The sequence below is a fragment of the Micromonospora sp. MH99 genome (assembly GCF_021442385.1).
Taxonomy (GTDB): domain Bacteria; phylum Actinomycetota; class Actinomycetes; order Mycobacteriales; family Micromonosporaceae; genus Micromonospora.
In genome coordinates this window covers 112552-137636 of the sequence record NZ_MUZA01000008.1, presented here as the reverse complement: position 1 = coordinate 137636, position 25085 = coordinate 112552, and the positions used below count along the sequence as shown (strand labels likewise).

The 25085-nt window shown below is 70.5% G+C and carries 24 protein-coding genes; 11 read left to right on the top strand and 13 right to left on the bottom strand.

The window, feature by feature from the left end:
• Positions 1-5 precede the first annotated feature (5 nt).
• The 6 genes from B0E54_RS06915 to B0E54_RS06890 all read right to left on the bottom strand — a co-directional run bounded on the left by B0E54_RS06915 (position 6) and on the right by B0E54_RS06890 (position 6989).
• On the bottom strand, positions 6-1568 hold the full coding sequence (locus B0E54_RS06915; RefSeq protein ID WP_234582419.1) for a fused MFS/spermidine synthase: 1563 nt from the start codon (positions 1566-1568) through the stop codon (positions 6-8).
• Positions 1569-1604: 36 nt separating this feature from the next.
• Complete coding sequence (locus B0E54_RS06910) at positions 1605-2618, bottom strand: hypothetical protein (RefSeq protein ID WP_234582418.1); 1014 nt, start codon at positions 2616-2618, stop codon at positions 1605-1607.
• A 190-nt stretch (positions 2619-2808) separates the two neighbouring features.
• Positions 2809-3618 carry an inositol monophosphatase gene (locus B0E54_RS06905; RefSeq protein ID WP_234582417.1) on the bottom strand — a complete coding sequence of 270 codons (810 nt, stop codon included), beginning with the start codon at positions 3616-3618 and terminating at the stop codon, positions 2809-2811.
• Complete coding sequence (locus B0E54_RS06900; protein ID WP_234582416.1) at positions 3611-4063, bottom strand: response regulator; 453 nt, start codon at positions 4061-4063, stop codon at positions 3611-3613. Before B0E54_RS06900 ends, B0E54_RS06905 begins: the two co-directional genes overlap by 8 nt.
• Positions 4060-5793 carry an ATP-binding protein gene (locus B0E54_RS06895; RefSeq protein WP_234582415.1) on the bottom strand — a complete coding sequence of 578 codons (1734 nt, stop codon included), beginning with the start codon at positions 5791-5793 and terminating at the stop codon, positions 4060-4062. Before B0E54_RS06895 ends, B0E54_RS06900 begins: the two co-directional genes overlap by 4 nt.
• Complete coding sequence (locus B0E54_RS06890) at positions 5790-6989, bottom strand: PP2C family protein-serine/threonine phosphatase (RefSeq protein ID WP_234582414.1); 1200 nt, start codon at positions 6987-6989, stop codon at positions 5790-5792. Before B0E54_RS06890 ends, B0E54_RS06895 begins: the two co-directional genes overlap by 4 nt.
• Before the next feature lie 326 nt (positions 6990-7315).
• On the opposite strand from B0E54_RS06890, the gene B0E54_RS06885 reads away from it, so the two are divergent.
• Positions 7316-9736 (top strand): M28 family peptidase, encoded by a 2421-nt coding sequence (locus tag B0E54_RS06885; RefSeq protein ID WP_234582413.1) that lies wholly within the window; start codon positions 7316-7318, stop codon positions 9734-9736.
• Between the two features lie 93 nt (positions 9737-9829).
• Here B0E54_RS06885 and B0E54_RS06880 read toward each other — a convergent pair whose 3' ends face one another.
• Together B0E54_RS06880 and B0E54_RS06875 are read right to left on the bottom strand one after the other, a co-directional pair.
• A complete protein-coding gene (locus B0E54_RS06880; protein ID WP_234582412.1) occupies positions 9830-10771 on the bottom strand; it encodes a threonine/serine dehydratase in 942 nt (313 codons plus the stop codon).
• A gap of 41 nt (positions 10772-10812) precedes the next feature.
• Positions 10813-11832 carry a hypothetical protein gene (locus B0E54_RS06875; protein ID WP_234582436.1) on the bottom strand — a complete coding sequence of 340 codons (1020 nt, stop codon included), beginning with the start codon at positions 11830-11832 and terminating at the stop codon, positions 10813-10815.
• A 432-nt stretch (positions 11833-12264) separates the two neighbouring features.
• Between B0E54_RS06875 and B0E54_RS06870 the strand changes: the two genes are divergently transcribed.
• Positions 12265-12909, top strand: coding sequence for a hypothetical protein (locus tag B0E54_RS06870; protein ID WP_234582411.1), 645 nt, complete (start codon positions 12265-12267; stop codon positions 12907-12909).
• Positions 12909-13250, top strand: coding sequence for a hypothetical protein (locus tag B0E54_RS06865; RefSeq protein WP_234582410.1), 342 nt, complete (start codon positions 12909-12911; stop codon positions 13248-13250). Before B0E54_RS06870 ends, B0E54_RS06865 begins: the two co-directional genes overlap by 1 nt.
• Positions 13251-13304: 54 nt before the next feature.
• On the opposite strand, the gene B0E54_RS06860 is transcribed toward B0E54_RS06865, so the two are convergent.
• Positions 13305-13532, bottom strand: coding sequence for a hypothetical protein (locus B0E54_RS06860; RefSeq protein ID WP_234582409.1), 228 nt, complete (start codon positions 13530-13532; stop codon positions 13305-13307).
• A 248-nt stretch (positions 13533-13780) separates the two neighbouring features.
• On the opposite strand from B0E54_RS06860, the gene B0E54_RS06855 reads away from it, so the two are divergent.
• Positions 13781-15055: a helix-turn-helix domain-containing protein gene (locus tag B0E54_RS06855; RefSeq protein WP_234582408.1), complete on the top strand. Its 1275-nt coding sequence runs from the start codon at positions 13781-13783 to the stop codon at positions 15053-15055.
• A gap of 114 nt (positions 15056-15169) precedes the next feature.
• Positions 15170-15748 (top strand): AAA family ATPase, encoded by a 579-nt coding sequence (locus B0E54_RS06850; protein ID WP_234582407.1) that lies wholly within the window; start codon positions 15170-15172, stop codon positions 15746-15748.
• Positions 15749-16013: 265 nt separating this feature from the next.
• Here B0E54_RS06850 and B0E54_RS06845 read toward each other — a convergent pair whose 3' ends face one another.
• A complete protein-coding gene (locus B0E54_RS06845) occupies positions 16014-16238 on the bottom strand; it encodes a hypothetical protein (protein WP_234582406.1) in 225 nt (74 codons plus the stop codon).
• 143 nt (positions 16239-16381) lie between these two features.
• Here B0E54_RS06845 and B0E54_RS06840 point away from each other — a divergent pair, with 143 nt between their 5' ends.
• The 4 genes from B0E54_RS06840 (at position 16382) to B0E54_RS06825 (ending at position 20867) form a co-directional block, all read left to right on the top strand.
• Complete coding sequence (locus B0E54_RS06840) at positions 16382-17029, top strand: helix-turn-helix transcriptional regulator (protein ID WP_234582405.1); 648 nt, start codon at positions 16382-16384, stop codon at positions 17027-17029.
• 193 nt (positions 17030-17222) lie between these two features.
• Positions 17223-17900: a hypothetical protein gene (locus B0E54_RS06835; RefSeq protein ID WP_234582404.1), complete on the top strand. Its 678-nt coding sequence runs from the start codon at positions 17223-17225 to the stop codon at positions 17898-17900.
• A gap of 437 nt (positions 17901-18337) precedes the next feature.
• The gene (locus B0E54_RS06830) at positions 18338-19363 is read left to right on the top strand and encodes a hypothetical protein (protein WP_234582403.1); all 1026 of its coding nucleotides are present in this window, start codon (positions 18338-18340) and stop codon (positions 19361-19363) included.
• 673 nt (positions 19364-20036) lie between these two features.
• A complete protein-coding gene (locus tag B0E54_RS06825) occupies positions 20037-20867 on the top strand; it encodes a DUF5984 family protein (RefSeq protein WP_234582402.1) in 831 nt (276 codons plus the stop codon).
• Between the two features lie 517 nt (positions 20868-21384).
• Here the strand turns inward: B0E54_RS06825 and B0E54_RS06820 are convergent.
• The 3 genes from B0E54_RS06820 to B0E54_RS06810 form a co-directional block, all read right to left on the bottom strand.
• Positions 21385-21639, bottom strand: a complete 255-nt coding sequence (locus B0E54_RS06820) for a Smr/MutS family protein (protein WP_088987488.1) — start codon at positions 21637-21639, stop codon at positions 21385-21387.
• A 121-nt stretch (positions 21640-21760) separates the two neighbouring features.
• Positions 21761-22129, bottom strand: coding sequence for a M48 family metallopeptidase (locus tag B0E54_RS06815; RefSeq protein WP_234582401.1), 369 nt, complete (start codon positions 22127-22129; stop codon positions 21761-21763).
• 89 nt (positions 22130-22218) lie between these two features.
• Complete coding sequence (locus tag B0E54_RS06810; RefSeq protein ID WP_234582400.1) at positions 22219-22989, bottom strand: ROK family protein; 771 nt, start codon at positions 22987-22989, stop codon at positions 22219-22221.
• Between the two features lie 62 nt (positions 22990-23051).
• Here B0E54_RS06810 and B0E54_RS06805 point away from each other — a divergent pair, with 62 nt between their 5' ends.
• Both B0E54_RS06805 and B0E54_RS06800 read left to right on the top strand, forming a co-directional pair.
• Positions 23052-24689 carry an ABC-F family ATP-binding cassette domain-containing protein gene (locus B0E54_RS06805; RefSeq protein WP_234582399.1) on the top strand — a complete coding sequence of 546 codons (1638 nt, stop codon included), beginning with the start codon at positions 23052-23054 and terminating at the stop codon, positions 24687-24689.
• Between the two features lie 38 nt (positions 24690-24727).
• Entirely contained in the window at positions 24728-25036 is a 309-nt protein-coding gene (locus tag B0E54_RS06800) for a hypothetical protein (RefSeq protein WP_234582398.1), read from the top strand.
• Positions 25037-25085: the final 49 nt, after the last annotated feature.

Here is a 25085-nt window from a genome sequence, read left to right as displayed (position 1 = left end):
CCCGTTCAGGCGGTCGCCAGCAGTTGGTCCACCGGGGCGTAGTCGTCGGTCAGCACCATCGCCCCGCCGACGAAATCCGTGAGGTCCGCGCCGGAGAGCAGGCTGACGCTCGGGTCGACCTCGTCGAGGCGGGCGCGGACGGCGGCCAGCGGCAGCGGCGCGTCGGAGCCGACGATGAGGAAGTTGCTGCCCCGCTCCTCGGCGAGCGCCTCCGGCGGGGCGATCAACGCGACGTGCGTGAACTCGGCGGCCACCGTGGCCAGTTCGGCGCGGATGAACCGCAGTGGCGGGTAGTCGATGACGTTCTGCACGTACACGCCGCCGGGGCGGGTCACCCGCCGGATCTCGGCGGCCATCTCCCGGGTCGACAGGTGCCAGGGCACCACCAGGTGGCCGAACGCGTCGCCGACGACCAGGTCGCGGCTGTCCGCCGGTTCGCCGGCGACAAGCATCCGGGCGTCGCCCACCACCGTCCGCAGGCCCGGCCCCGGGCGTACGCCCAGTTCCCGCTCGCCCAGCTCGACGAGCCCGCCGTCGATCTCGAACACCACGTTGTCGGTGCCCGGCCGGGTGGCGCTCAGGTACGTCGGCACGGTGAACCCGCCGCCGCCCAGGTGCAGCGCGTCCAACCGCTGCCCGGCCGGCGCGACCACGTCGGCGACCGCGCCGATCCACTTGGTGTACGCGTACTCCAGGTGCTTCGGGTCGGCCAGGTCGACGTACGAGTGCTGGGCCGAGTTGAGCAGCAGCGTCCGGCCGCTGGGCCGGTGCGGGTCAGTGGTGACCCGGGCGCAGTGGTACGCGGTCTCGATGTCGCACGGGTTCGGCGCGACGGTGGACAGTCCCGCCCCGAGCAGGCCGAGCACGGCCAGCGCGGCCCGGGTACGGGCCGGACCGGGCAGGTCGGTGCCCGCCTGCCGCCGCAGATACCACCCCAGGCCGATGCCGGCCAGCCCGAGCGCCACGGCCAGCGACAGCAGGATGACGGTGCTGGGCAGGGCGGCGACCAGCACGAACCCGGTGAGCAGGGTGGCGGTGATGCCGCCCAGGGTGCCGATGCCGGACAGCCGGCCGACCACCTGACCGGTACGACGCAGGTCGGCGAGTTGGAGCTTGACCACCAGCGGGGTGACCGCGGCCAACAGCGCCGCCGGCACGAACACGGCGAGCGCCACCAGCAGCAGGATGGCGCTGGCCGCCCCGCCCCGCAGGACCTCCCCGGCGTAGCGGACCACGGGCAGGGTCACGGCGGTGGCGATGCCGGCCAGCACCAGCGCGGGCGCCAGCAGGCCGCGCGGGTCACGCCGGTCGGCGAGCCAGCCGCCGGCCCACGCCCCGTACGCGATCGCGGCCAGCGCGATGCCGATGACCGAGCTGGTCACCTGGAGGGTCACCCCGACGTACGGGCCGACCAGTCGCAGCGCGACAGTCTCGAGCACCAGAACGGCGCCGCTTGCGAAGAAGACCAGGAAGGCGGCCAGGCCACCCGGCAGCGCCCGGCCGGTGACCGGCACGGACGGGTCCGAGGAAACCGGCGTGGTCGCGACGTCGGACGATGGGGAGCTCATCGTCGCGATGGTACGCAGCGAAGCGGGCGTCCCGGGTCAGTACATCGAGAGATGAACATGGTTCGTGTGGCTGGCGGCCGGGCTGCCGCTGCCGCTGTACGACCGCCACCCGGTGCCCGGATGCCAGATCTGCCGGTACCAGATCACGTAGAGCACACCCAGTCGGTCGGCGTTGCGCACGTGCCAGGCGGCCAGGCTGTCCCCGTACGCCTTGTCGCCGCCTGTCGCGTTCTTGTCCTCGAAGCCGCCCGCGGCGGCCGAGAAGTCGCAGGCCCGCCCCTTCGGGTGTTCGCCGCCGCCGCCCTCACGCTTGCAGGAGACGTACCGCTTGTAGCCGGCGGCCTGGGTCTGCTTCAGGGCGTTGAGGGTGCGCGGGGTGATGCAACCCGAGGTCGTCGGGTCCTTCACCGAGCAGGACTCCGACGGCCAGGACCCGTCGGAGTTGCGCGGCGCGGGCTTCGCGGACGTGGAGCTGCCGCCGCTGAAACCGTTGCTGCTGCCCGAGCTGACCTCGGCGAGAGCCGCCTCGGCCTCCTTCTTCTTCTTCGCCATCACGGCGAGCTGCTTCTGCTGCTCGCGGACCTCGGTGTCGATGGCGATCTTGGCCTGCTGGGCCTGCTGCTTCGCCTCGGTGAGATCACGCAGCCGCTTGCTGTCCCGCTGGGCCATCAGGTCGAGGTCGGCGGCGCGTTGCAGGAACGCCTGCGGCGTGGCGGTGTTGAGCAGCATCGCCGTCGGGGTGAGCCGACCCGCCCGGTACGACTGCGCGGCCACCTCGCCGACCTGGGCGGTGAGCCCGACCAGCCGAACCTCGACGGCCTTCAACTCGCCGGTCAACGCCGTCTGGCGGCGCTTGGAGTTGTCCAGCTTGGCCTTGGCCTCGATGTGGCCCTTGGCGGTCAACTCCAGCGCGTCCTGCAACTTCTTGGTGCCGCCCTCACCGGGCTCCGCGTACGCGGGCAACCCGCCCGCGAGCACCAGCGCCACGGCGGCGAGCAGAGGGAGCAGTACGCGGCGAACGCGCCGCTGACTGAGCCTGGTCCTGGGCACGACAGCGTCCTTCCGTCGACCGCCGGCCCCCGGTGAACTCTGCGCGGCGGCGTCCCCGCCGGCGCCGGTCGGCGGCCTGCTGGCGGAGACCGCCGGTCACGATACCGGAACGCGCGCCGGTGACCAGCCCCGTGACCGCCCGCCGGCCACAGTGTCGACGCAGCGTGCTGCCCTCGTAGCGCAGGGCGGATCAGGAGCCGAGCAGGGCGTCGTGCACCTCGGTCCAGACCTGTTCGTTGGCAGCGACGAGCAGCCCTCGGCCCTCGTCGGCCGGGTGGTAGTCGACGCCGTCGAACCGGCGGGCCACACCACCCGCGGCGCGGACCAGCAGGACGCCCGGCGCGTGGTCCCACGGCAGGGTGCGCCAGAAGAGGGTGAACTGCTGCTCGCCGGTGAGGATGTCCAGGTATTCCCGGCCGGCACAGTGCTGGCCGGGCAGCAGCTCGCCGAGCCGCCGACCGCCGGCGCGGACCCGGTCGCGGGCCTCCGCCGGCAGGAACCGCGTCATCGCCGCGCCGCGCAGCTCGCCCAGTGGCGGCACCGCGTCGGCGGCGTCGACCGGCTGGCCGTTGAGCAGGGTGCCCTCGTCGACCCGACCGGCGGCCAGCGTCCCGGCCAGCGGGTCGAGAATCCACCCGGCGGTCGGGCGGCCGTCGGTCAGCAGGGCCACCATCAGGGCGAACGGCCTGCGGCCGGCGGCGAAGTTGGCGGTGCCGTCGACCGGGTCGACCAGCCACACGTCCCCGCTGTCGCGCAGGTGCCGCAGCAGCCCCGGATCGTCGGCGACGCCCTCCTCACCCACGACAGTCGAGCCCGGCCGCAGCCTGCGCAGCCCAGCGGAGATCAACTCTTCGGCGCGACGGTCGGCGACGGTGACCACCTCGCCGGGCGCCTTCTCCGACACGTCGGCGTCGTCGAGCTTGCGGAACAGCGGCAGCACGACCTGGTCGGCGGCCTCCACGAGCAGGTCACCGACGTCGTCGAGCAGGGTGTCAGCCACGAGGCGGCAGCTTGACCACGCTGACGAAGAACTCGTCGATCTGCCGGACCACGGAGATGAAGCGCTCGAAGTCCACCGGCTTGGTCACGTAGGCGTTGGCGTGCAGCTGGTAACTGCGCAGGATGTCCTCGTCGGCCTGGGAGGTGGTGAGCACGACCACCGGGATCCGGCGCAGCTCGTCGTCCTTCTTGATCTCCTCAAGCACCTCCCGGCCGTCGCGGCGGGGCAGGTTGAGGTCGAGCAGGATCAGGTCGGGCGCCACCGCGTCGGCGTACTGCCCCTCCCGGCGCAGGTAGGCGAGCGCCTCGGCGCCGTCGGAGACGACGGTCAGCCGGTTGCGCAGCTTGTGCTCCTCGAACGCCTCCTGGGTCATCAACACGTCGCCCGGATCGTCCTCCACGAGCAGGACCTCGATCGGGCTCTTGCCATCCGCCGGCGCGGTCATCCCACCGTCTCCCTCATGTCACCCGTTCTACCGCTTTCCGGCGGCCCGTCGGCCCGGTCCGGCTGGTCCGCCCCGGCGGAATGCTCCGGCAGCGCGGACGACGCCTCGTCCGCGGGCGTCGTGTCCCCCGCCGTGGCCGATTGCGGCTGCTCGGCAGGGTCGGCGGCGGCAGCCGCCTCCACGTCCTCGGGGCGTGCCGGGAGGGTGAACCGGATGGCAGTGCCCTCCGGTACGTCGGTGTCCACCCAGACCCGGCCGCCGTGATATTCCACGATCTTCTTGACGATCGCCAACCCGATGCCGGTGCCCGGGTACGCGTCCTTCGAGTGGAGCCGCTGGAAGATCACGAAGATCTTGTCGGCGAACTCCGGCTCGATGCCGATGCCGTTGTCCTGGCAGCTGATCTCCCACTCGGCCCCGACCAGCCGGGCCGAGATGTGCACCTTCGGCGGCGCGTCGGGACGGCGGAACTTGATCGAGTTGCTGACCAGGTTGGCCAGCAGGTTGGTGAGCAGCGGCTCCTCGCCACGGATCACCGGCAGCTCGGTCCAGGTCAGCTCGGCGTCGGCGTACTGCCGGGCCGCCTCGGTCTGGCCGGCCACGTCGCCCATCACCTTGTTGAGGTCGACGTCGACGAAGCCTGTGGTGAGCCGGCCGATCCGGGAGAACGCGAGCAGGTCGTTGATCAGGCGCTGCATCCGCTGCGCGCCGTCCACCGCGAAGGCGATGTACTGGTCGGCCCGCTCGTCGAGCTGCCCGGCGTAGCGGCGCTGGAGCAGCTGGCAGAAGCTGGCCACCTTGCGCAGCGGCTCCTGCAGGTCGTGCGAGGCCACGTACGCGAACTGCTCCAGGTCACGGTTGGACCGGGTGAGCTCCTCGGCCTGCTTCTGGAGCTGGCTGTTGACCCACTCGATGCGCTCGCGGGCCTCGCGCACCTCGGCCAGGTCGGAGGCGATCTTCTGGCGCATCGCGTCCACGTCGTCGCCGAGCCGGATGAACTCGGGTGGGCCGACGGTGGCGATGCGGTGCTGGTAGTCACCCTCGGCGACCTCGCGGACCTGGGTGGCCAGCCCGGTCAGCGGCCGGATCACCATCCGGTCCAGCGAGAGCAGCAGCACCGCGCCGGCCACGACCACCACCAGGGCCGCGATGATCAGCAGGAGGACCAGCAGGTTGCTGCTGTTGCGGACGTTCGCGGCGGACTTCTCGCGGGCGGCCAGGATCTCATCCTGGAGGTCGCCGACCGCCGAACGCACCTCGTCGAACCGCTGCCGTGCCTGCTCGGTGACCAACGCCTGGCCGGCGCGGGTGCCATCCTGTTCGGTGGTGGCGATGACCGGCTCGGCCACGCTCTCGCGCCACTGCTCGGCCGTCTCCTCGACGACCCGCAGCTCCTGGCCGATCTGCGGGTAGTCGTCGAGCAGCCCTCGCATCGCGGCGATGGTGGCCTTCTCCTGGTCGAGCCCAGCCTGGTACGGACCCAGGTCGGCCGGGTCACCGCTGACCGCGTACCCGCGAACCGCCGTCTCCTGGTCGAGCACCGCGTTCAGCAGTTCCTGCGACTGCACCCGCAGCGGGCCGGTCTGGTTCAGGATGGCGTCGATCTGGGTGCGGTTGCGGGCGGCCATCGCCGCCTCCGCGGTGGCCAGGCCGATCAGCAGCACGCCCACGATGGTGAGCAGCGTGATGACCCGGCGGCGCAGACTCCAGCCGCCGCTCACCGGCGTCACCGGCCACCACCGCGGCTGACCAGCAGCATGGCCACGTCGTCGGCGAGCGGGCCGCCGTTGATCTGCTCGGCCCGACCGACCAGCCAGGCCGGCAGCTCGGGCAGGGACACCTCCCGGTTGGCCGGCTCGTCGAGCAGCCCACTCAGGCCCGGCACGTCGAGCCGTTCGTTGCCGGCGCCCACCCGCCCCTCGATCAGGCCATCGGTGTACATCAACAGGGACCAGTCATCGGTGTCGAACTCCAGGTCGTAGGCGATCGGCCGGCGAGGTCGTACGCCCAGCAGCAGGCCGCCGGGCGCGGGCACCGGGACGACCCGGCCACCGGAGAGCAGCAGCGGCGGCGGATGCCCGGCGAGTCGGACGGTGGCCCGATTGGCGTCCAGGTCGAGTCGGGTGGTGGCCACCGTCGCGAAGATCTCCTGAAGTCGGCGCTCACTCATCAGCACCTGCTCCAGTGCGGGCAGCACCTCGTCGTCCGGCACCCCGGCGAGCACCAGCGCCCGCCAGGCCACCCGCAGTTCCACACCGAGCGCGGCCTCGTCCACCCCGTGCCCGCAGACGTCCCCGACGATCAGGTCGAGACGGTCCGGACGGGTCTGCACCACGTCGAAGAAGTCCCCGCCGATCAGCGCGGCGTGCCGACCCGGCCGGTAGAAGGTGTGCACCGCCACCTGGTCGGTGGTCATCAGCGGCTGGGGCAGCAGGCCACGTTCGAGTCGTGCCGACTCGGCCTGGCGCAACTCGACCTCACGGAGCCGGCGGGCGTTCACGTCGGCGCGCTTACGCTCGACCGCGTAGCGCAGGGCCCGCGTCAGCAGCACCCCGTCGACCTGACCCTTGACCAGGTAGTCCTGTGCGCCCTCGGCGACCGCCACGATGCCCAGGTGCTCGTCCGAGCGGCCGGTCAGCACGCAGACGGCGGCCCCACTGGACATCTCCAGCACCTGGCGCAGCCCGTCCAGCCCCTGCGCGTCGGGCAGACCCAGGTCGAGCAGGACGCAGTCGACGCCGGTGATCCGCTGCCGCGCCTCGCTGAGGCTGGTCGCGACCACCAGGTCGATCATCGAGTTCGTCTCGGCGAGCAGCTCACCGACGAGGAAGGCGTCGCCTTCGTCGTCCTCCACCAGCAGCACCCGCAACCGTTCGCCGGGCGGCACGTTGCCGTGCCGCGCCAGGCCACCGTGCGGGTACGGCACAACGGGGGACGCGGTCAGGCCGCCTCCCCGGTGCGGCCGGGTCACCGCCGCGAGACGCGGGAGTTCGCTGGTGATGTCGGGCTCCTTCCGAGTGCCCTGCTGATCCTGTATTAGACAACGGTCGCACACAACACGATGGGCGCGGCACGGGCGGGGATGGGCCGGATCACTGCCCGCCAGGGGACAAACCGGGCGGCCGGTCGGTGCCCGGGTGGCCGAGCGACCCGCCGACGGGCGGAAGTCGGTGGACGCCCGGCCATCCCGTCCCCGGCCGCCGGAGGGCAGGATGGTGCCACCCCAGGCCCCACCACCTTCGAGGAGTTCGGATGGGCGCACCCCCCACCCCCGTCACGGCCGGCGTACCGCTCCGGCCGGGTCCGGGCGTACCCCCGGCCAACCGTGCGCTGACCCGACCGCGCCGACGGCTGCTGGCCGCCGCGGCGGCGCTTGTCGCGCTGGCGGCCGTCGGCGCCGGCAGTCTGCTCGACCTGCGCACCCCGACGCCGAGACCGGCGGACGCGCCGGCCGGCGAGTTCAGCGCCACCCGGGCGTACGAGGACGTCCAGGTGATCGCGGCCCGATCGCACGTCGCCGGGAGCCCGGCCAACGACCAGGTTCGCGCGCACGTCGAGCAGCAGTTGCGCGGCCTGGGCCTGGAGACGGAGGTGCAGGACACCGTCGCGCCGGAGGCCGGTCAGCTCAGTGGGGCGGCCGGCGGGGCGACAGTGGCCCGGGTGCGCAACGTCGTGGCCCGACTGCCCGGCACCGACCCGACGGGACGGGTGTTCCTGGTCGCCCACTACGACTCGGTGCAGACCGGGCCCGGCGGCAACGACGACGCGGCCGGCACCTCGGCCATCCTGGAGGTGGCCCGCGCGCTGAGCACCGGCCCCCGACCCCGCAACGACATCGTCTTCGTGCTTACCGACGCCGAGGAGGCGTGTCTCTGCGGCGCGGCGGCGTTCGCCGCGAGCCACCCGCTCGCCGCCGACGGCGGCGTGGTGCTCAACCTCGAGGCGCGTGGCTCCACCGGCCCGGTGATCATGTTCGAGACGTCGAAGAACAACGCGAAGCTGGTGGACGTCTTCGGCCGGGCCGCCCCGCACCCGGTCGGCACCTCGTTCGCGGTGGAGATCTACCGGGCGCTGCCCAACGACACCGACTTCACCGCCTTTCTGGACCAGAAGTTCGTCGGGCTGAACTCGGCGTACATCGACGGCGGCGCGATCTACCACACGCCGTTGGACACCCCGGCCGCGATGGACCGGAGCAGCCTTCAGCAGCACGGGGACAACGCGCTGGGCCTGGCCCGGGAGTTCGGCCGCACCGACCTCACCGACCTGCGCTCCGGGTACGACGCCACCTACTTCCCGGTCCCGCGTGGGCTGGTCCGCTACCCGGGCTGGCTCGTCCTTCCGCTGGCAGTGCTCGCGGTGCTCGCCGTCGCGGCGCTGGGCTGGCTGACCCGCCGCAGCGGTCGGGCCAGCACGGGACGGCTGGCCGCCGGCTTCGGCCTGGCTCTCGTGCCGATCGTGGCCGCGCCGGTCGCCGCCCAACTGCTCTGGCTGGCGATCACCGCGATCCGTCCGGGGTACGCGGAACTGCTCGACCCGTACCGGCCGATCTGGTACCGGTTGGCCGTGCTGGCGCTCGCCGCCGCCATCCTGTTCACCTGGTACGCGCTGGTCCGCCGCCGGATCGGCCCGGCCGCGCTCGCCGTCGGCGGGCTGGCCTGGCTGGCGCTGCTCGGGGTGCTGCTCGCCGTGGCGGTGCCCGGCGGGGCGTACCTCACCACTCTGCCGGCCCTGGCCGGCGCCCTCGGCGGGCTGGTCGCGCTGCGGACCCGGCAGACCGGGCCGTGGCCGGTGGTGGCGGTGACGGCCGCCGCCGCGGTCGGCGTGGTGATCCTGCTGCCGACAGTGGTGCTGCTCTTCCCCGCGTTGGGCATGGCGATGGGTGGGGTGGCCGCGCTGGTCGCGGTGCTGCTCGGCCTGACCGCGCTGCCGGTGGTCGACCTGCTGCACCCGCAGGCCGGCGGGCAGCGCGGCCTGGTGGCGCTGCGGGCCCGACGACTCGCGGTGCTGCCGGCCGGGGCCGCCGCCCTGGCGGCGGTGGTGCTCGCCGGGGTCGGGCTGGCCGTGGACCGCTTCGACGCCGCCCACCCCGCGCCCACCCACCTGATGTACGCCCTGGACGCCGGCACCGGCCAGGCCCGCTGGCTGAGCCGCGAGAGCGACCCGCAGCCGTGGACGGACGGCTACGTGGACGAGGTGGCCAGCGTGGCGGACGACTTCCCCGGCCTGGGCGACGCGGAGCTGCGGGCCGGCCCGGCGCAGGCGGCGAACCTGCCGGCGCCGAAGCTCGAGGTGCTTGCCGACACCAGCGCCGGCGGTGAGCGCACGCTGCGGCTGCGACTCACCCCGCAGCGGGCGGTCCGGCTCGCCACCCTGCACGTCGACACGGCGACCGCCACCGTGTTGCGCGCCGAGGTGGCCGGCCGTCAGGTGCCGGTGGAGCCCCGCGCGGGCAGGTGGGGCTTCGGACTGGTCTTCCACGCCCCACCGGCGGAGGGCGTCGAGGTCACGTTGACGCTGCGGCCGATCGCCGCGCAGGTGGCGCTGCGGGCGATGGACGCCAGTGACGGGCTGGACGCGCTGCCCGGCTTCCGGCCCCGGCCGCCGGCCGTCGGCGTGGTCGGATCGCACAGCTCCGAGATGCTGGCGGTCGCCCGCACGTATCCCCTCTGACGAGACGGGTCATGGTCCGGCGGGGGTGCTCCCCGCCGGACCCGCGGCCCTTGCTCTGCACCCGCGGACGCACCACCCACCTACGGTGCCCGGTCAGTGCGGCGCGGCCGGACCCAGGTCACTCGGGTCGGTGTTGCCGCCGCAGACGATCACCGCCACCCGCTCCCCCGCCTGCGGCACGTACGCGCCACCGACCAGCGCGGCCAACGCCGCGGCACCACCGAACTCGGCGGCGACCCGCAGCTCCGACCAGAGCAGTCGACGCGCCCGCACCAGGTCCTCGTCGCTGACCAGCACGGAGACCACACCGGTCCGGCGGGCGGTGTCGAACGCGATGTCGCCGATCCGGCGGGCGCCCAGCGAGTCCGTGGCGACGCCGCCGACCTCGATGTCCACCGGCCGGCCCGCCTTGAGCGCGGAGTGCAGGGTGGGGATCTGCTCGGGTTCGACGGCGACGACCCGCACCGACCCGTCGAACCAGCTCGCGATGCCGGACACCAGTCCACCACCGCCGACCGCCACCAGCACCGTGTCGACCCCGTCGAGCTGCGCCTCCAACTCCCGCCCGACGGTGCCCTGACCGGCCACCACCTCCGGCTGGTCGTACGCGTGCACGACCAGCGCGCCGGTCTCCCGCGCCCGCTCGGTGCTCGCCGCCAGGGCCTCGGCGTAGTGCTGGCCTACCTGCCGCACCTGCGCGCCCAGCCCGGCCAGCCGCTGCACCTTCACCGGCGACGAGGTCACCGGCACGAAAACCTCCGCCGTCACGCCCAGCGACCGGGCCGCGTACGCCACCGCGAGCCCGTGGTTGCCACCGGAGGCGGCGATCACCCCGGCCGACGGCAGCGGCCCCTGGAGCATCCGGTTGAACGCGCCACGCGGCTTGAACGAGCCGGTGTGCTGGTGCAGCTCCAACTTGAGGCTGAGCTGGCCGGGCACGCCCAGGTCAGCACCGTCGACAGCGATGACCGGAGTTTCGCGGACCCGCCCGGCGACCAGCGCGGCAGCGGCCTCGACGTCGCTTCTGTTCACCATCGGAAACGCCCTCTCACTGGGACCGTGGTCGGTGAGCCATCCTATGGAGCGTCAACGGGGTCACCCCTGTCGGCTGCGCGCCGCAACCGGCGGTGCTCGGCGGTCACCACCCCCAGCAGGGCCAGGTCGATCGCGACCACGGCTACCGCGTTGAACTGGTTGACCGTGAAGTTGAAGACCTGCCCGAACAGCAGGTTGACCAGCAGCGCGAGCTTGAAGAACCGGAACGCCTCGATCCGGTTCGAGCGCAGCAGCCACGCCGCCCGCAGACTGAGCACCGCCGTGACCAGCGCGGTGGCGGTGACACCTACCACCGCGCCCCACTCGCGCTCCTGGTCCAGTTCTCCGGTCACACCGTCCAGCAGCACCGCCACCACGACCAGCACCGGCTCCACCACCAGGTAGACCACCACCAGCCAGACCAGCCAGCGCTGCCGGGTCGCCCAGGTGGCGAGACGCCGGGCCCGGTCCGCAGCCCGCTGCCAGAACCGGACCGGCGGCGGCTCACGTCGGGGCATCGTGTCCAGCAACTGCTCCACGGCCGCCTCGGCGGCCGGCCCGGCGCCCCGCACGAGACGCCGCACGTCCGACCGGCGCCGGTCGGTCAGCCCGCCGGGCTGACCGCTGAGCACCACGTCCAGCGCGTTGGCCGTACGCTCGGCCGGGGTCAACTCGGATCGACCGGTACGCCCACGTACCGCCTGGGTGAGCAGGACGAGCAGCGCGAACGCGACGTAGATGATGGCGGCAGCCGGGGCGTAGAAGTAGTCGGTGCCGGTGGTGACGAACTTGCCCACCTCGTCGATGAACAGGCCGAACCCGACGCCGCCCACGATCGCCCCAGCTGTGCGTGGCCCTTCGCCCAGGAAGATCAGCGGGATTCCCAGGCCGACCGCGAGCAGCAGGCCGCCCCAGAGCACATGCGCGATGTGCAGGCCGCCACCGCCGAGCTGCGGATAGTCGGTGGCCTCCAGGTACGCCCGCAGGGCCAGCACGGTGACCACACCGGAGAGCACGAAGGCCTGGAGGTGGGACGCCGCCTCGACCGCCCGGGTCGGCAGCCGGCGGACCAGCCAACCAACTCCGGGGCGGTGGCGCGAAGGTCCAGATGACATGTTTCGAAACCTAGTAGCCACCCACTCCGCGCGGACGTGGTCCGGTCGAGCCGGCGATGCCAGCACGGATCCGTTCGTCCCTCGTCGTGGGCACGCTGGCCGCGTGCGCCCTCCTCGTCAGGAGGTGATCGGCGCCAGCTCGCCGACCTGGAGTCGATCGCTCAACCGGGGCCGCGGGACGTGGCACGGCCGGGCAGAATGCCACCCATGCGCCGGCTTGCGACCGTTCTCTGCCTGTTGACTGCCGTGCTGCCGGGAGTGGCTGCCTGCGCGGCGCCGCAGACACGGCCCGGAGACGCCGCACCCAGCGCGTCCGCCGCGTGGAGCACCTACCAGGCCGAGGTGAGCGGCGTGACGCCCGGTCCGGGTGCCCGGGCGGTGACCGTGCAGGTCGAGGCGCTCGCTGGTGGCGATGGTTGCTCCCGCAACGTGCGGGTCGACAACCAGACCGAGGAGAACGGCGTCATCTTTGCCGACATCGTGCAGGATTCGGCCGGGTCCGCCATCGTTGGCGCCTGCCCGACCTTCGCGCCGGCCGAGGTGACCCTTACGTCGGCGGAGCCGATCGGCGACCGCGCGCTGTCGCTCAACCAGAAGACATGGGCGCTGAAGAACGGCGCCTACAACCGCTGCGACGAGAACCTGGGCTGTAACCCACCCAAGGATCGCTGCGACCCGACCTGGACGCGTGCGGCCGTACGGGGGATGGACGTGTCCCGCCACTCCCAGGGTCATGTCGAAGCCTGCGACGGGAAGTGGCTGGTCATGACGGTGCCGGACGACCCGGCATCGTGCGGCGTCGAGCCGCGCCCGGGGTGCGAGGTGAACACCGCCCTACGGCGCTACTTCCTGCGGAACGAGCCGGCCGGATGGTCGATCATCGCCCGGACCACGTCGGGTGGGTGCGACGCGGTCCGCAAGGCAGCGATTACCTTCCCCCGGGAACTCTGCGCCAACTTGAAGCCGACGGCCCGGCTCGTCACCGTGGCACCAACGCCGCCGTCCGGTCGGCCCGGCGGCTGATGGCCCTGTCGCCGCCGCGCCCCGACGTCAGCAGCAGGGCCGCGTTCCTGGTGATGATCGGCTGGTATCTGGCCATCGTCGTGGCGTTCGGCCTGTTCCTCGGCACGCTCTCCGGCTCGGTTCCGGCGGGCTGCGGGGAGGTGTGCGACTCGGAACGGTCCCGGATGCTGCTGTTCGGGCTTTACGTCGCCCTGCCGGCGATGTTCCTCGCGCTGCTGGTCAGCCTGGTGACGCTAGCAGTGCTGGTCCCCCGTACGCGGAATCGCTCGTCGGCCCTGGTGGGCACCCTCAGCGCGGTGCTACCGCTGGCCGCGTGCGGCCTCCTCACCGCCAGCCTGTGACAGTGCGCCCAGTCGGAGTAGGACATGACCCGTCGCCTGGGTGGACGCCGCCTATCAGCGCGTCCAGGCCACGAACCGCTCGTACAACTCGGCCGGCGCCACCTCGGGCAGCTCCACGACGACGACGAAGAGCAGCCCACTGACGTAGATGGAAAGGCCGATGCGGTCACACCCGTACGCCTCGGCCAGGCGTACCCGCGCCGGATGGCACGGCCAGGGCGTATCTGCCGCGCACGTCTGACAGTGCCACTGCGGCCGGCGCGGCAGGTGCTCCCCGTCCATCCGGCGATCGAGCGCTGACACCGACCGTTCAGCCCGATTGGCCCGTGCCGTCTCCCACTCTCCGGCCATCAGAGAACCGCCCGCCCACCGTCGCGGTTGCCGTCGCGCGCCGTGATTCCAAGCGCGCCGGACCGCTGTGGATAGCAGGTCGCTGCGCCGGTCTTGTCCAACTGGACCTGATTCCGTCTGCTCCACCAGCGCTTGAACCGCTCCCGAACCGCCACCACGCCTCCCGCCGCTCACTGCGCGTGCTCGTCCGATACACCCTGCGGCGGTACGCTCACATCGGTCGACGGGTTGCGCGTTGCCAACCCGCATCGGCAACCCGGCAACTCCGGCGGGAGGCGCGAGACATGCCAACATTCGGCGCCCGAATGCGGACAGCGCGGGAAGCTCGCGGCCTCAGCCTGGCCGCTCTCTCGGAGCTGCTGCCCGCCGACAAGGGGCACCTCTCCCGCCTCGAGAACGGCCGTCGTCGACCGGGTGAGGATCTCGCCCGCCGGATCGACGACGTCCTGGCCGCTCGTGGGGAGCTGATCGCCTGCGCCGCCCTGGATATCGCCGCCGCCTCCGACACCCGGCCGTCGGAGACCGTCGAGCTGCTACATCGAATGCACGCCTGCGACACCGCCCCCGCGACCATCGAGGCGTTGCAGGCGACCGTGACCGAGCTGTGCTGCCAGTACGGGTGGCGCGACGCCGGGGAACTCCGCGCCGAAGGTCAGGGTTGGCTGCGCGAGGTCGCCCGACTGCTACAGCGCCCCACTGGGCTACGGCAGCATCGCGAACTGCTGGTGTGCGCAGGCTGGCTGGCGCTGCTGATCGGCTGTGTCGATTACGACCTCGGCAAGCGCGCCAGCGCCGAGGCCACCCGCACTGCGGCCCGTCAGCTCGGCGAGGAAGCCGGTCACGCCGGCATCACCGGCTGGGCGTGGGAGATGACGGCCTGGTTCGCACTCACCCAGTCCCGGCACGAGGCAGTGTTGACTGCCGCCCGAGCTGGGCAGGAAGCGGCCGGCCGGCAGCGGGTGGGGGTGCAACTGATCGCACAGGAAGCCAAAGCGCTGGCACGACTCGGCGACCTTCAGGGCGCGCGGGCGGCGCTCGATCGAGGTCGGCGGCTCCTCGACGACCTCGGTGCGCCAGACCGGCCCGACAACCACTTCGAGGTCGATCCTGGCAAATGGCTGTTCTACGCGATGGACGCCTACCGCCTCGCCGAACACGACGCTCTCGCCGAGCACTACGCCAACGAGGTTCTGCGTCTCGGCACCGGATCGGACGGCATCGAGCGGTCACCTATGCGGATGGCCGAAGCCAGACTCACTCTCGCCGCCACAGCCCTGCGCGCTGGCGAGCTGGATCGGGCCGTCGAGGAGGGGGTGGCGGCGTTCGCCGCTACTCGGCGGTCCCTGCCCTCGCTGCTGCTCGTCGCCGGCGAAGTTGACGTCGAACTTCAGCGTCGCTACCCCCACGAGCAAGCCACTGCCGACTTCCGAGACGCGCTGAACGCGATTCGTTAGCCACACCCGCCGATGACGTTGACGGAGGGCTCTTGTTCCTCAAGACCGCCCTTGAGGAACACCAAGGCGTCCAGCGATACGGGTCGCCGATCCGGTCGAACTACCCTCACCGTCATGCCGCACCTGGACGCCACGGATCCCCTGCCGCGCCGTCCCCGCCGCGTCCTGGTCGCCGGGACCTCGGGCGCCGGAAAGACGACCCTCGCCTCGCGCATCGCCATCTCGTTGCAGGCGCCGCACGTGGAGATCGACGGCCTCTTCCACGGGCCCTCGTGGACCAGACGTCCCTCCTTCGAAGAAGACGTACGGCGCTTCAGCGCAGGCCCCTCCTGGGTGACCGAGTGGCAGTACGAGGCGGTTCGCGCCCACCTCGCCGATCTCGCGGACCTGCTGGTGTGGCTGGATCTGCCGAAGATCACCGTTATGCGCCAGGTCGTCCGGCGGACCGTCGTCCGCCGTCTTCGACGCCGGCGGCTCTGGAACGGTAACGTCGAACCGCCGCTCTGGACCCTGTTCACCGACCCCGAGCACATCGTCCGCTGGGCGTGGAACACACATTCACAGACGGCCGCGCGCATCGCGGCCCTGGCGGCCCGGCGTCCGGACCTTCCCGTGGTGCGCCTCCGCAGTCACGCCGCCGCCGATAGCTGGCTGCGCGGCCCGCTGAAGCAGGCTCAGCCCAGCAGGTCGTGACCGTGGCTGCCTCCAGCGGCTTGAGCTACTTCCAGCGGTATTGATCTAGTGCGAATGTATAGCCCATCAAACTGGACGAGACTCCCCTGTGACCTGGTCTTGGACAGGTCATCGACGGTCATTCCTGGTCGCCGTTGGTTCACCTCCGACGGCCTGGAAACGGCATGATCTTGGTGTCTCCAAGGGTTCCGGCCCCCGCCGGGGGGAGCCCCGTCGGCTCGTGCGGACTGCTGCCGATCAGGCTCCCCTGGCGGTCGAGGTCGTGCTACGGATGCGGGCGCGGTTTGTCCGCCGGGCGGTCCGTGCCAAACAGCAGGAACCCCAGAATCATCAGGCACAGCGTCTCGGTCGCCGCGAACGCCGTTGCGCCTGCGATGATCGACTTAGCGGGGTGCTCGTCGTTCAACCAGGCGAGGCCACCGCCGACGATGCCGATTACCGCGCTTAACAGGAGCGACCAGGCGATCCAAAGCGCCCGAACGTGGCTCATGGCGAACCGTCCTTCCTTGAACAACTGGCAGCGATCTGCCGCTAGGGCGACGGTATCCAGGCTTCCTCTGTCGGTGAACAGCGTGAGACAATACGTAGACAAGCGCGGACATCGTGAGACTTCAAAGTCGTAGGAGGAGCGAGATGCCCCGGCGGCCGACACCGCTCGATCACGACGGAGGGCCGCTCGCCAGATTCGCGCTGAAGCTGCGCGCGCTTCGTGATGCCGCCGGCGAGCACGCGCTCACGATTGACCAGATCGCGGTGCAGACCCGCATCGCTAGGTCGACGGTGTACTCGGTATTGCAGGGCAAACGACTTCCCAGCCGCGATGTCCTAGCAGCGATCGTCAAATCCTGGGGTGGTGTCGATGCCGTCGCCCACTGGATGAGTGAACGAAGTGCTGTGGAAGCGGAACTTGAGAGAGACCGTTTGGCACACCGCTCGTTCCATCAGCGGCTGAGTGCGCCGCGGCGACCTGAGCCAGTGCTGGCGCCGCAGGTCAGGCAGTTCGTCGTAGATCTCGCTGCCGTCCGGGAACGGGCGGGCGCGCCGTCTCTTCGGGAGATTGCGCGGCGTGGCGCTGAGCGAAGTGGTTACCTGACTTCCCACACGTCTCTGTCCCACCTTCTCCGGGGACGGGGCATGCCGCTCTACTTCACCGTGGACTGCTTCCTGCTTGGTTGTGGTGTGGACGATCCGAAGGCGTGGCGGGACACCTGGGAACGCAAGGTCCGGTACAAGCCATGGTTCGGCGAGGAGGACGTCGACCAGGCCGTCGGGGCCGGGTGAACGGACAAGCGGCGTTGCACTGAGGCTCGTGGTCACATCGCCTGCTCATTGCTGTGCATCGCTCACGGAACGTTTGCTATGCAGCACATCGCACCTGCCATGCACCACATCGCACCTGCCATGCACCAGCTCGTCGCTGTCCTTGACAGGTTGAGGCACCCTGGTTGGGTCAAGCGGAACCGACGGAGGCTACGTGCAGTTTGACGTCGTGGTTCAGACCTTGATCGGTGCTGTCGTCGGCGGCACCCTCGTGCCCTATCTGACACATGCACGGGAGAAGCGCACTGCGCGAAGTGCCGTGAGGCAGCAGTTGTCGGATCTTGAGCAGAAGCGTTGGGCGGCCAGCAAGGACGACGCCGCCGAGAAGGAGTTTGAGCGAGCCGCCGAGCGGTTCGAGGCTGAGGCCATAAGTTCCGGGCTACCGCGTTCGGTCGTCGAGCTTTACGTCCAACTTGCTCGCGTCAGCTTCTACACCACTCAGGAGACCTTCGGTGAATATCATGTCGTCGGGGCTGATGGCCCGGTCGTAGGCGGGTCGTTGCACGGCGACACGGCCACTGTGGTGGAGGCTGCGCGAGACCTAGTTGTGGACTCGATCTGGCGTCCTGCTTACAGCTCGGTCACGAGGGGCAGGCGCATTCGGGCAGTACGGGCCACCGTCAAGGCCGTCATCGACAGTGAGGATGGGGAGACCGTCTGGGATACGTGGCATGAAGAGAATTTTCCTCGCAATGTTCAGATGCGAAACATTCGGAAGCGTCGTGATGGACACCGCAAGTCCTCCGCCCGCCTGCACTCGACCCGGCCTCCTGGGCAGCGGGCAGTGAGTGACGAGCGGCAGGAACCTCGCCCTGGCCAGGATCGGGCCTAGGTCGTGGCTGTGGATGCCCGGTGACCTTCGCACGAAGAACAGGCAGGTTATGTCGTGGGCCTCTAAGGACTCGAACCCCTAAACCGCTGGGTGGTGGCAGATCCACAGAAAGTGGACCCAGGGGCCCCTGGCCTGGATCGCGTTCCTCGGTGCCTCTCGACGTTTCGCATGCGTTATCGCTGTCGGCTGTGCCGGATCTGTGCCCGATGATCTCCCGATACCGCGCAGCATACGAAGGTGGTCTGGACCCCGGACGCCTGCCTTGCAAAGGCGGATAACGTGCGCTGTAGCCGGGTAGACCGACGTCACAGGTAGCCGTGCTGCCCCGCAAGCATGCACAGCGTGTGCAGAGCGCGGCTGCCCGAGGTGCCCTGAACCCTCGCTGCTACCCCACTGCATCGATAGCCGCTACTTGCGCCCACCTGGGAAGATAGGGTGTGACCGATCAAGCGGAGCAGCACGCGGATGAGCTTCCACCGTTCCAACTTCTGGTTCAGTCGATTAAATCAAGCGTCAGAAGGCTTCAGCAAGCGTTACAAGCAAACCCCACGCTAGAAAACGGGTTGCGAAATTCGCTCACTTCTATTGCCGCCCAAGGCGACGATATATTCGAAAGCGTATTGGATGTAATTGGAAGGCTTTCGAGAGAAGACGGTTCGATTCTGCGTCGCATGATGCGCGACTTCGATCAAATAATGCAGCGTGACGAAGGCCAGTTCTTGAAGGCCAAGCCAAAAGAAGCAATCCTGCTGGTCGGCAACTTCACCGCACTGGCCAGTGAGGTAATACGCCGGGCGATAGCCGAAGGTCCCCGACCGCACGAACGAAGGCACCTAGACTTCCAATTTCAGCGAATGTCGGCTCTCCTCAGCTCGGTAAAGCTACTTCAAGAGCACGAGGAGGTTAAGCAAGTTGGGGCGGAAGTACGGCAGATAGCCGACGATGCGCAGGAAGCCGCCGGCCAGGCTGCTACCAGCGGCATAGCGACTTTCTACCAAGAAAGAGCCGACACGGAGCGCCGCCGGCACTTTACCTGGAACGCCCTGCTGCTCGCGTCGACAGCTGCCGGAGTATGGCTTGGTTGGTTCGTTGTTTTCCGCACCGCCGACTCTGGCTTGACCGTGCATGAGTTAGCCAGGGCAACGATCGCCCTTCCGGTTCTCCTGCTCGCTGCCTACTCAAGCCGCCAAGCGAACTACCACAGGAATTCGGAGTCCGATGCCCGCAGTATTGCCGTTCAACTTAAGACGATACGCGCTTATTCCGACGCTCTAGACACCTCAGCCCGACAGGAGATTTTGCGGTTATTTGGAACCAAGATATTCGGCCCTTCCGCTGACACGCCATTTCCCACTGCCCCTACGGCTGCAGCGGAAGGGGATGCAGGCGAAGGCTTTTCCGCCGACATGATCCAGGTCCTTAGGGCACTCGCCCAGGGCAACAAGAGCAGCGGTCCTGCTTGAAGACCCCGCGCCCTGCGCCATCCCGTCTGCCGTCGACCCGCCCTCCTGGGGAGCGGGCCGCCGCCCGGCCCGCCATGTCAAGACGGCCTTGACGCACGTTCGGACGCTGGCGGGTCGGGCGGTGGTCTGCTCGGCTTGCCCGGGTCGACGGCAGACGGGATGGTCCGCGCAACCACCCGCGGACCGCAACGCGCCGACGGGTTTGCAGCCATCTCGGAGCCCGAGCGCCCCCGCCGGAGGCGCAGTAACCGCAACCCGGCGACCGCCGCCAGCTTCGCCGACGCGGCCGGCGTGCGCTCCCCTACGCCGCGCGGGCTCGTGGCCGCGCGGCCCGGCCGGCTGCCGGCCCACCATCACCCGGTCAAACGCCCTGTCGTTCTGCGGCGGCCCCTTGGACTTCCGCCTTCCGCGCCAGCCGGCGGGCATATGCGTGGCCGGAGTCGGAGCGTCAGCGAAGCGACGGACACGCGCCCAGGCGGCGGCGCGTGCGGCCCGTTGCGGGCCGCCTTGATCTCGTACAGAAAGTTCTCACAACATGGGGATCACCCTGGTTGTCATCCGTCGACTGATGCGCAACACTCGTGCGCCAACTGATCTGCGACACCTCCGCACGCTGATTGCGGCTACTTCCGGGCTCTCGATCGGCCGCCGAATGTTGCGGGATACTGCCTCAATGATCAGGTTCCGCTTCGAGCTGTACCCACTGGACAAGGTGTCGCCGTGGGGCAGTGACCAGCCGAGGCTCCACTGGTTCGGCCTCACTGAGGGTTGGTACTGGCTCGAAGCAGGCGGGCAGGAGCTGCTGCGCCGCACGCGGGAGGTTCACCCGCATCCCTACATCGACTACTACCTGGCGCGGCTCTGGGAAGACGTCATTGTCCTTACACCCGAGGTGCTGGAGCCGGTCCCCGACGATCTGCAGCCATTCATCGCCTCCGACCCCACGCAGTGGACGTGTGACCCGCTCGAGTTCGTGGCCGAGCCGGATGAGGAACGGACCGACGACGGGAACGCGGACCTGCCCGACCATCCAGTCGTCACGGCCGCGATCTGGCACGGCGACCACTACCTGGACTTCGGTTACCTGCGCAATCCTCCCAAGCTCCGGGTCTGGCGCACCGCCCGCGGCGATCGGGACGAGATCACCATGGATTGGCGGCACGAGGACGACGGCGAGATCGTTTTCACCGCCGACCCCACAGTCCGGCTCAGCGTCCCGACCAGCGCATACCTTGAGGCCGTGCACACCCTCAACCGCGAGCTGATGTACAACATGGGGCAACGGGTCGAAGAGCTGGAACGCCTCGGTGGGCTACCTGGCGTGAATCTTGACCTCGTCCAGCTGCGGCGGGAACACGAAGACCGACGGCATTGGCTTGCCAGGAACCTCAACCGCTCCCCGAACACCGACTGGAACGTCGTCCGCCAAGGTGCCCGCCTGCTGCTCGCTGACGTTCAACGGATCGACGCCCCCAACGGGCTAGGCACTACTTCGAGCACCTGACCGGGACAGCATCCGCTCCTCGGCATGACAGGAGCTTGCGTGGCGGCCATCCTCTCGCCCCTAGCTTCGCAGTGACCCTGCCGTGGGAGACGCTGACCGGCGAGCCGCGAACCGTAGAGCTGTACCTGACGACACCCGCTGGTCTGGCGCTGTCCCGCTCGATGTTCAACTCTGGCGTCTGGAAGCCCGCGATCCGGGCGACCGGCATCCCCGACGACCGGCACAACGGGACGCACGTCCTGCGACACACCTACGCCTCGGTCCTCCTGGACGCCGGGGAAAGCATCAAGGCGCTGTCGGCCTACCTGGGCCACGCGGACCCGGCTTCACCCTCCGGACCTACACCCACCTGCTACCGGCAAGCGAAGATCGCACCCGCCGGGCCATTGACAAGGCACTTGGTGAGGACCAGGGCCGCGATGTTGCTCCGGAGGCCCTTGACGGCCTGGACACGGCATGATCATGGTTTATCGGCCCTAGCAGCGGCTTGCGGTGCAGGTCAGAGGCCATGCCGCTCTTACTTCCAGCGGAAGTGGACGAAGAGGCGGCCGAAGTTCTTGGAGTCCTTCTCCACCCGGTGGTAGAGCTGTTTGACGTCCTTCTGGTCGAGGAACCGCAGCACCCGCTTCTTGAGCTGCCCCGACCCCTTGCCCGGGATGATCTCCACGAGGGTGGCCTTCTTCGCCACCGCCTCGTCCATGATCCCGCGCAGCGCACGGTCGATGTCCTGGCCCTTGTTGAAGATGTCGTGCAGGTCCAGCTTGAGCTTCATGCCGCAGCCCCCGGCCGGTCAGGTCCCATGTCCGCCATCCTAGGCACGCCCGTCGGCCCGCCCGCCGGACGACGAAGGGGCGGCCCGTAGGACCGCCCCTTGCTCGTCACCAGTTCTGCGCTCAGCGCGTGCCGCCCACCCGGGTCTCCACCCGCTGCAGCGCGATCCGGTAGTCGTCGTTGGCCGCGTACATCGCCGCGGCGATCCGCAGGTGCCGCAGCGCGTCGGTGTGCCGGTTCAGCCGCTCCAGCGTCCGACCGAGCACGTGGTGCGCGTAGTGGTCGCTGGGGTCCCGGTCGACCAGCTCGCGCAGCTGCTCCTCGGCCCGGTTGAGCTGGGCCGACTGGAAGTACGCCCGGGCCAGCAGCTGCCGGACAGCCGCGTTGCCGGGTTCGGCGTCGACGATCGGTTCCAGCAGTCGGGCCGCTCCGCTCGGGTCACCGGTCTCGAAGAACATGGTCGCCCGCCGGTAGTCCGCCAGAAGATCCATCTGCCCACCTCCTCGGGTCGCGCCGTCACCTGTTCCGACGCTGGCACAACACTGGGCGTTTGGCGACTGTTCCCCGTGTCGAAATCGGGTCAGGTGCGGGCGTCCCGGCGGCCGGCGGCCAGCTCCCAGGCGCGGACGCCGCCCACGATCCCGGCTGTGTTCGGCACCACCACCACATCGTCGCCCATCCGGGTCAGCTGCTCGGGCCGGATCAGCCGGGAGTTGCCCCCGCCCAGGTAGAGCCGGTCCCACCGGAACACCGGGCGCAGCCCGTCCACCACCTGGCGGATCCGCCGGGACCAGAAGGCGTCGCCGAGCCGCCGACGCTCCGGCTCCCCCACGTACGTGTCGTACGTGGTGCCCCAGCGCACCGGCGCGTGCGACAGCTCCAGGTGCGGTGCGAGCACGCCGCCGTCGAAGAGGGCGCTGCCCAGCCCTGTTCCCAGGGTCAACACCAGTTCGCAGCCGGTACCGGCGACCACACCCGCACCGTGCACCTCGGCGTCGTTGAGCACCAGCGCGGGTACCCCGAACGCGTCGGCCAGCGCGCCCCGCGCGTCCCAGCCGGACCACTCGGCCAGCAGGTCCGGGTCGACGCGGGAGCGGGGGCCGCTGCGGGTGACGTAGTGCGGGGTGGCCACCACCACGCCGTGCCGGATCATCCCGGGTACGCCGACCGTCAGCCGGTCCGCCGTGGGCAGTCGCCCGCCCAGCTCCAGCAGGGTCTGGACGAAGAGCGCGGGCGGCAGCGGGTACGGGGTCGGCACCCGCAGCGGCCGGGCGCGCATCGTGCCGGCCTCGTCGAGGACCGACGCCTTGATGCCCCCGCCACCGCAGTCGATCGCCAGAGTGGTCACCACGTCGTTGAGTCTGCCCGCTGCCGTCGGCTCTTATGCGGGCAGCCGGATAGGCTGCCGTCCTGATGAGCGCCACGATGATCGTCAAGGACCTGGCCGCCGGGCACGGGGACCGCCCACTCTTCTTCGGGCTGGACCTGGTCGTCGCCCCGGGCGACGTGGTCGGCCTGGTCGGGCCGAACGGGGCCGGCAAGTCGACGCTGCTGCGTACCCTCGCCGGATTGTTGCCGGTCGAGGCCGGCAGCGTGCGACTCAGCCCGCCCACCGCGAGCGTGGGGCACCTGCCGCAGGAGCCGGAACGGCGACCGGGCGAGACGGTACGCGACTTTTTGGCCCGCCGGACCGGGGTGACCGCCGCGCAGGCGGCGCTGGACGCGGCCACCGAGGCGCTGACCGCCGGGGCGGCGGGCGCCGACGACGCGTACGCCGACGCGTTGGAGCGCTGGCTCGCCCTCGGCGGCGCGGACCTGGACGAGCGCGCCGAGCAGGTGAGCGCCGACCTGGGCCTCGCGGTCGACCTGGACCACCCGACGACCGGGCTGTCCGGCGGTCAGGCGGCCCGCGCCGGGCTGGCGTCGCTGCTGCTGAGCCGGTACGACGTGTTCCTGCTCGACGAGCCGACCAACGACCTGGACCTGGCCGGCCTGGAGCGGCTGGAGGAGTTCGTCACCGGGTTGCGCGCCGGCACGGTGCTGGTCAGCCACGACCGGGAGTTCCTCACCCGCACGGTGACCCGGGTGCTGGAGCTGGACCTGCCGCAGCAGCAGATCAATCACTTCGGCGGCGGCTACGCGGCCTACCTGGAGGAGCGCGAGGTGGCGCGGCGGCACGCCCGAGCCGACTTCGAGGAGTACGCCGACACGAAGGCCGGCCTGGAGGCGCGGGCCCGCACCCAGCGTGGCTGGATGGAGAAGGGCGTGAAGAACGCCCGCCGCAAGGCCACCGACAACGACAAGATCGGCCGTAAGTTCCGCAGCGAGTCGAGCGAGAAGCAGGCCGCCAAGGCCAAGCAGACCGAACGGCTGATCGAACGACTCGACGTGGTCGAGGAGCCCCGCAAGGAGTGGGAGCTGCGGATGGAGATCGCCGCCGCGCCCCGCGCCGGCGCCGTCGTGGCCACGCTGCGACATGCGGTGGTACGCCGGGGAGGTTTCACCCTCGGGCCGGTGGACCTCCAGATCGACTGGGCGGACCGGGTCGCGGTGACCGGTGCGAACGGTTCGGGCAAGTCCACCCTGCTGGCCGCGCTGCTCGGGCGGCTGCCGCTGGACGAGGGCACCGCCTCGCTCGGGCCGGGAGTGGTCATCGGCGAGGTGGACCAGGCTCGGGGGCTGTTCCTCGGCGACGTGCCGCTTATCGACGCGTTCCACGCGGCCGTACCGCACCTGACGCCGGCGGACGCGCGGACCCTGCTGGCCAAGTTCGGGCTGCGGGCGGCGCACGTGCCGCGGCCGGCGGCGACCCTCTCCCCCGGCGAGCGGACCCGCGCGGCGCTGGCCCTGCTCCAGGGGCGCGGGGTCAACCTCCTGGTGCTCGACGAGCCCACCAACCACCTCGACCTGCCCGCCATCGAACAGCTCGAATCGGCGCTGGCCAGCTACCCCGGCACGCTGCTGCTGGTCACCCACGACCGGCGGATGCTGGCCGCCATCGAGACGAACCGTCGGCTGCGGGTCGACGCCGGACGGATCGCCGAGGATTGATCCGTGCCGAAGGGCCGGGCCGGGGTCAGAATGACGCCATGCTCAAGTGGGAGTACGCCCTGCTGGTCCGCCGCCGCCAGGCGGCGACCAACGACCTCGGCTGGGAGGTCGTCTTCGTCTGGTACGGTCCGGACGGCTCGATGGTCGACGTGACGCCGTACGGCGACACCGCGCTGGCTCACCTGAACCGGGCCGGCGACCAGGGCTGGGAACTGGTCGCGATGAGCGAGGACCCGTCCCTGCCCGGCAACAACGAGTTGCACCGCTACCACCTGAAGCGGCCGAAGCCCGCCGCCCCGCAGCCCCGCCAGCGGATGCGCGGCAGCCGTCGCACCCTGTCCGGCTGACCGCCGTCGCGGACGCCTGGATCGGCGCGGCCCCACTCCGCGAGGCCAC

What these genes read in the sequence shown, in the direction of transcription:
- B0E54_RS06915 (WP_234582419.1), bottom strand. Translation starts at nt 1,568, where the DNA reads ATGAGCTCCCCATCGTCCGACGTCGCGACCACGCCGGTTTCCTCGGAC.
- B0E54_RS06900 (WP_234582416.1), bottom strand. Translation starts at nt 4,063, where the DNA reads ATGACCGCGCCGGCGGATGGCAAGAGCCCGATCGAGGTCCTGCTCGTG.
- B0E54_RS06885 (WP_234582413.1), top strand. Translation starts at nt 7,316, where the DNA reads ATGGGCGCACCCCCCACCCCCGTCACGGCCGGCGTACCGCTCCGGCCG.
- B0E54_RS06880 (WP_234582412.1), bottom strand. Translation starts at nt 10,771, where the DNA reads ATGGTGAACAGAAGCGACGTCGAGGCCGCTGCCGCGCTGGTCGCCGGG.
- B0E54_RS06865 (WP_234582410.1), top strand. Translation starts at nt 12,909, where the DNA reads ATGGCCCTGTCGCCGCCGCGCCCCGACGTCAGCAGCAGGGCCGCGTTC.
- B0E54_RS06860 (WP_234582409.1), bottom strand. Translation starts at nt 13,532, where the DNA reads ATGGACGGGGAGCACCTGCCGCGCCGGCCGCAGTGGCACTGTCAGACG.
- B0E54_RS06850 (WP_234582407.1), top strand. Translation starts at nt 15,170, where the DNA reads ATGCCGCACCTGGACGCCACGGATCCCCTGCCGCGCCGTCCCCGCCGC.
- B0E54_RS06845 (WP_234582406.1), bottom strand. Translation starts at nt 16,238, where the DNA reads ATGAGCCACGTTCGGGCGCTTTGGATCGCCTGGTCGCTCCTGTTAAGC.
- B0E54_RS06840 (WP_234582405.1), top strand. Translation starts at nt 16,382, where the DNA reads ATGCCCCGGCGGCCGACACCGCTCGATCACGACGGAGGGCCGCTCGCC.
- B0E54_RS06825 (WP_234582402.1), top strand. Translation starts at nt 20,037, where the DNA reads ATGATCAGGTTCCGCTTCGAGCTGTACCCACTGGACAAGGTGTCGCCG.
- B0E54_RS06820 (WP_088987488.1), bottom strand. Translation starts at nt 21,639, where the DNA reads ATGAAGCTCAAGCTGGACCTGCACGACATCTTCAACAAGGGCCAGGAC.
- B0E54_RS06815 (WP_234582401.1), bottom strand. Translation starts at nt 22,129, where the DNA reads ATGGATCTTCTGGCGGACTACCGGCGGGCGACCATGTTCTTCGAGACC.
- B0E54_RS06805 (WP_234582399.1), top strand. Translation starts at nt 23,052, where the DNA reads ATGAGCGCCACGATGATCGTCAAGGACCTGGCCGCCGGGCACGGGGAC.
- B0E54_RS06800 (WP_234582398.1), top strand. Translation starts at nt 24,728, where the DNA reads ATGCTCAAGTGGGAGTACGCCCTGCTGGTCCGCCGCCGCCAGGCGGCG.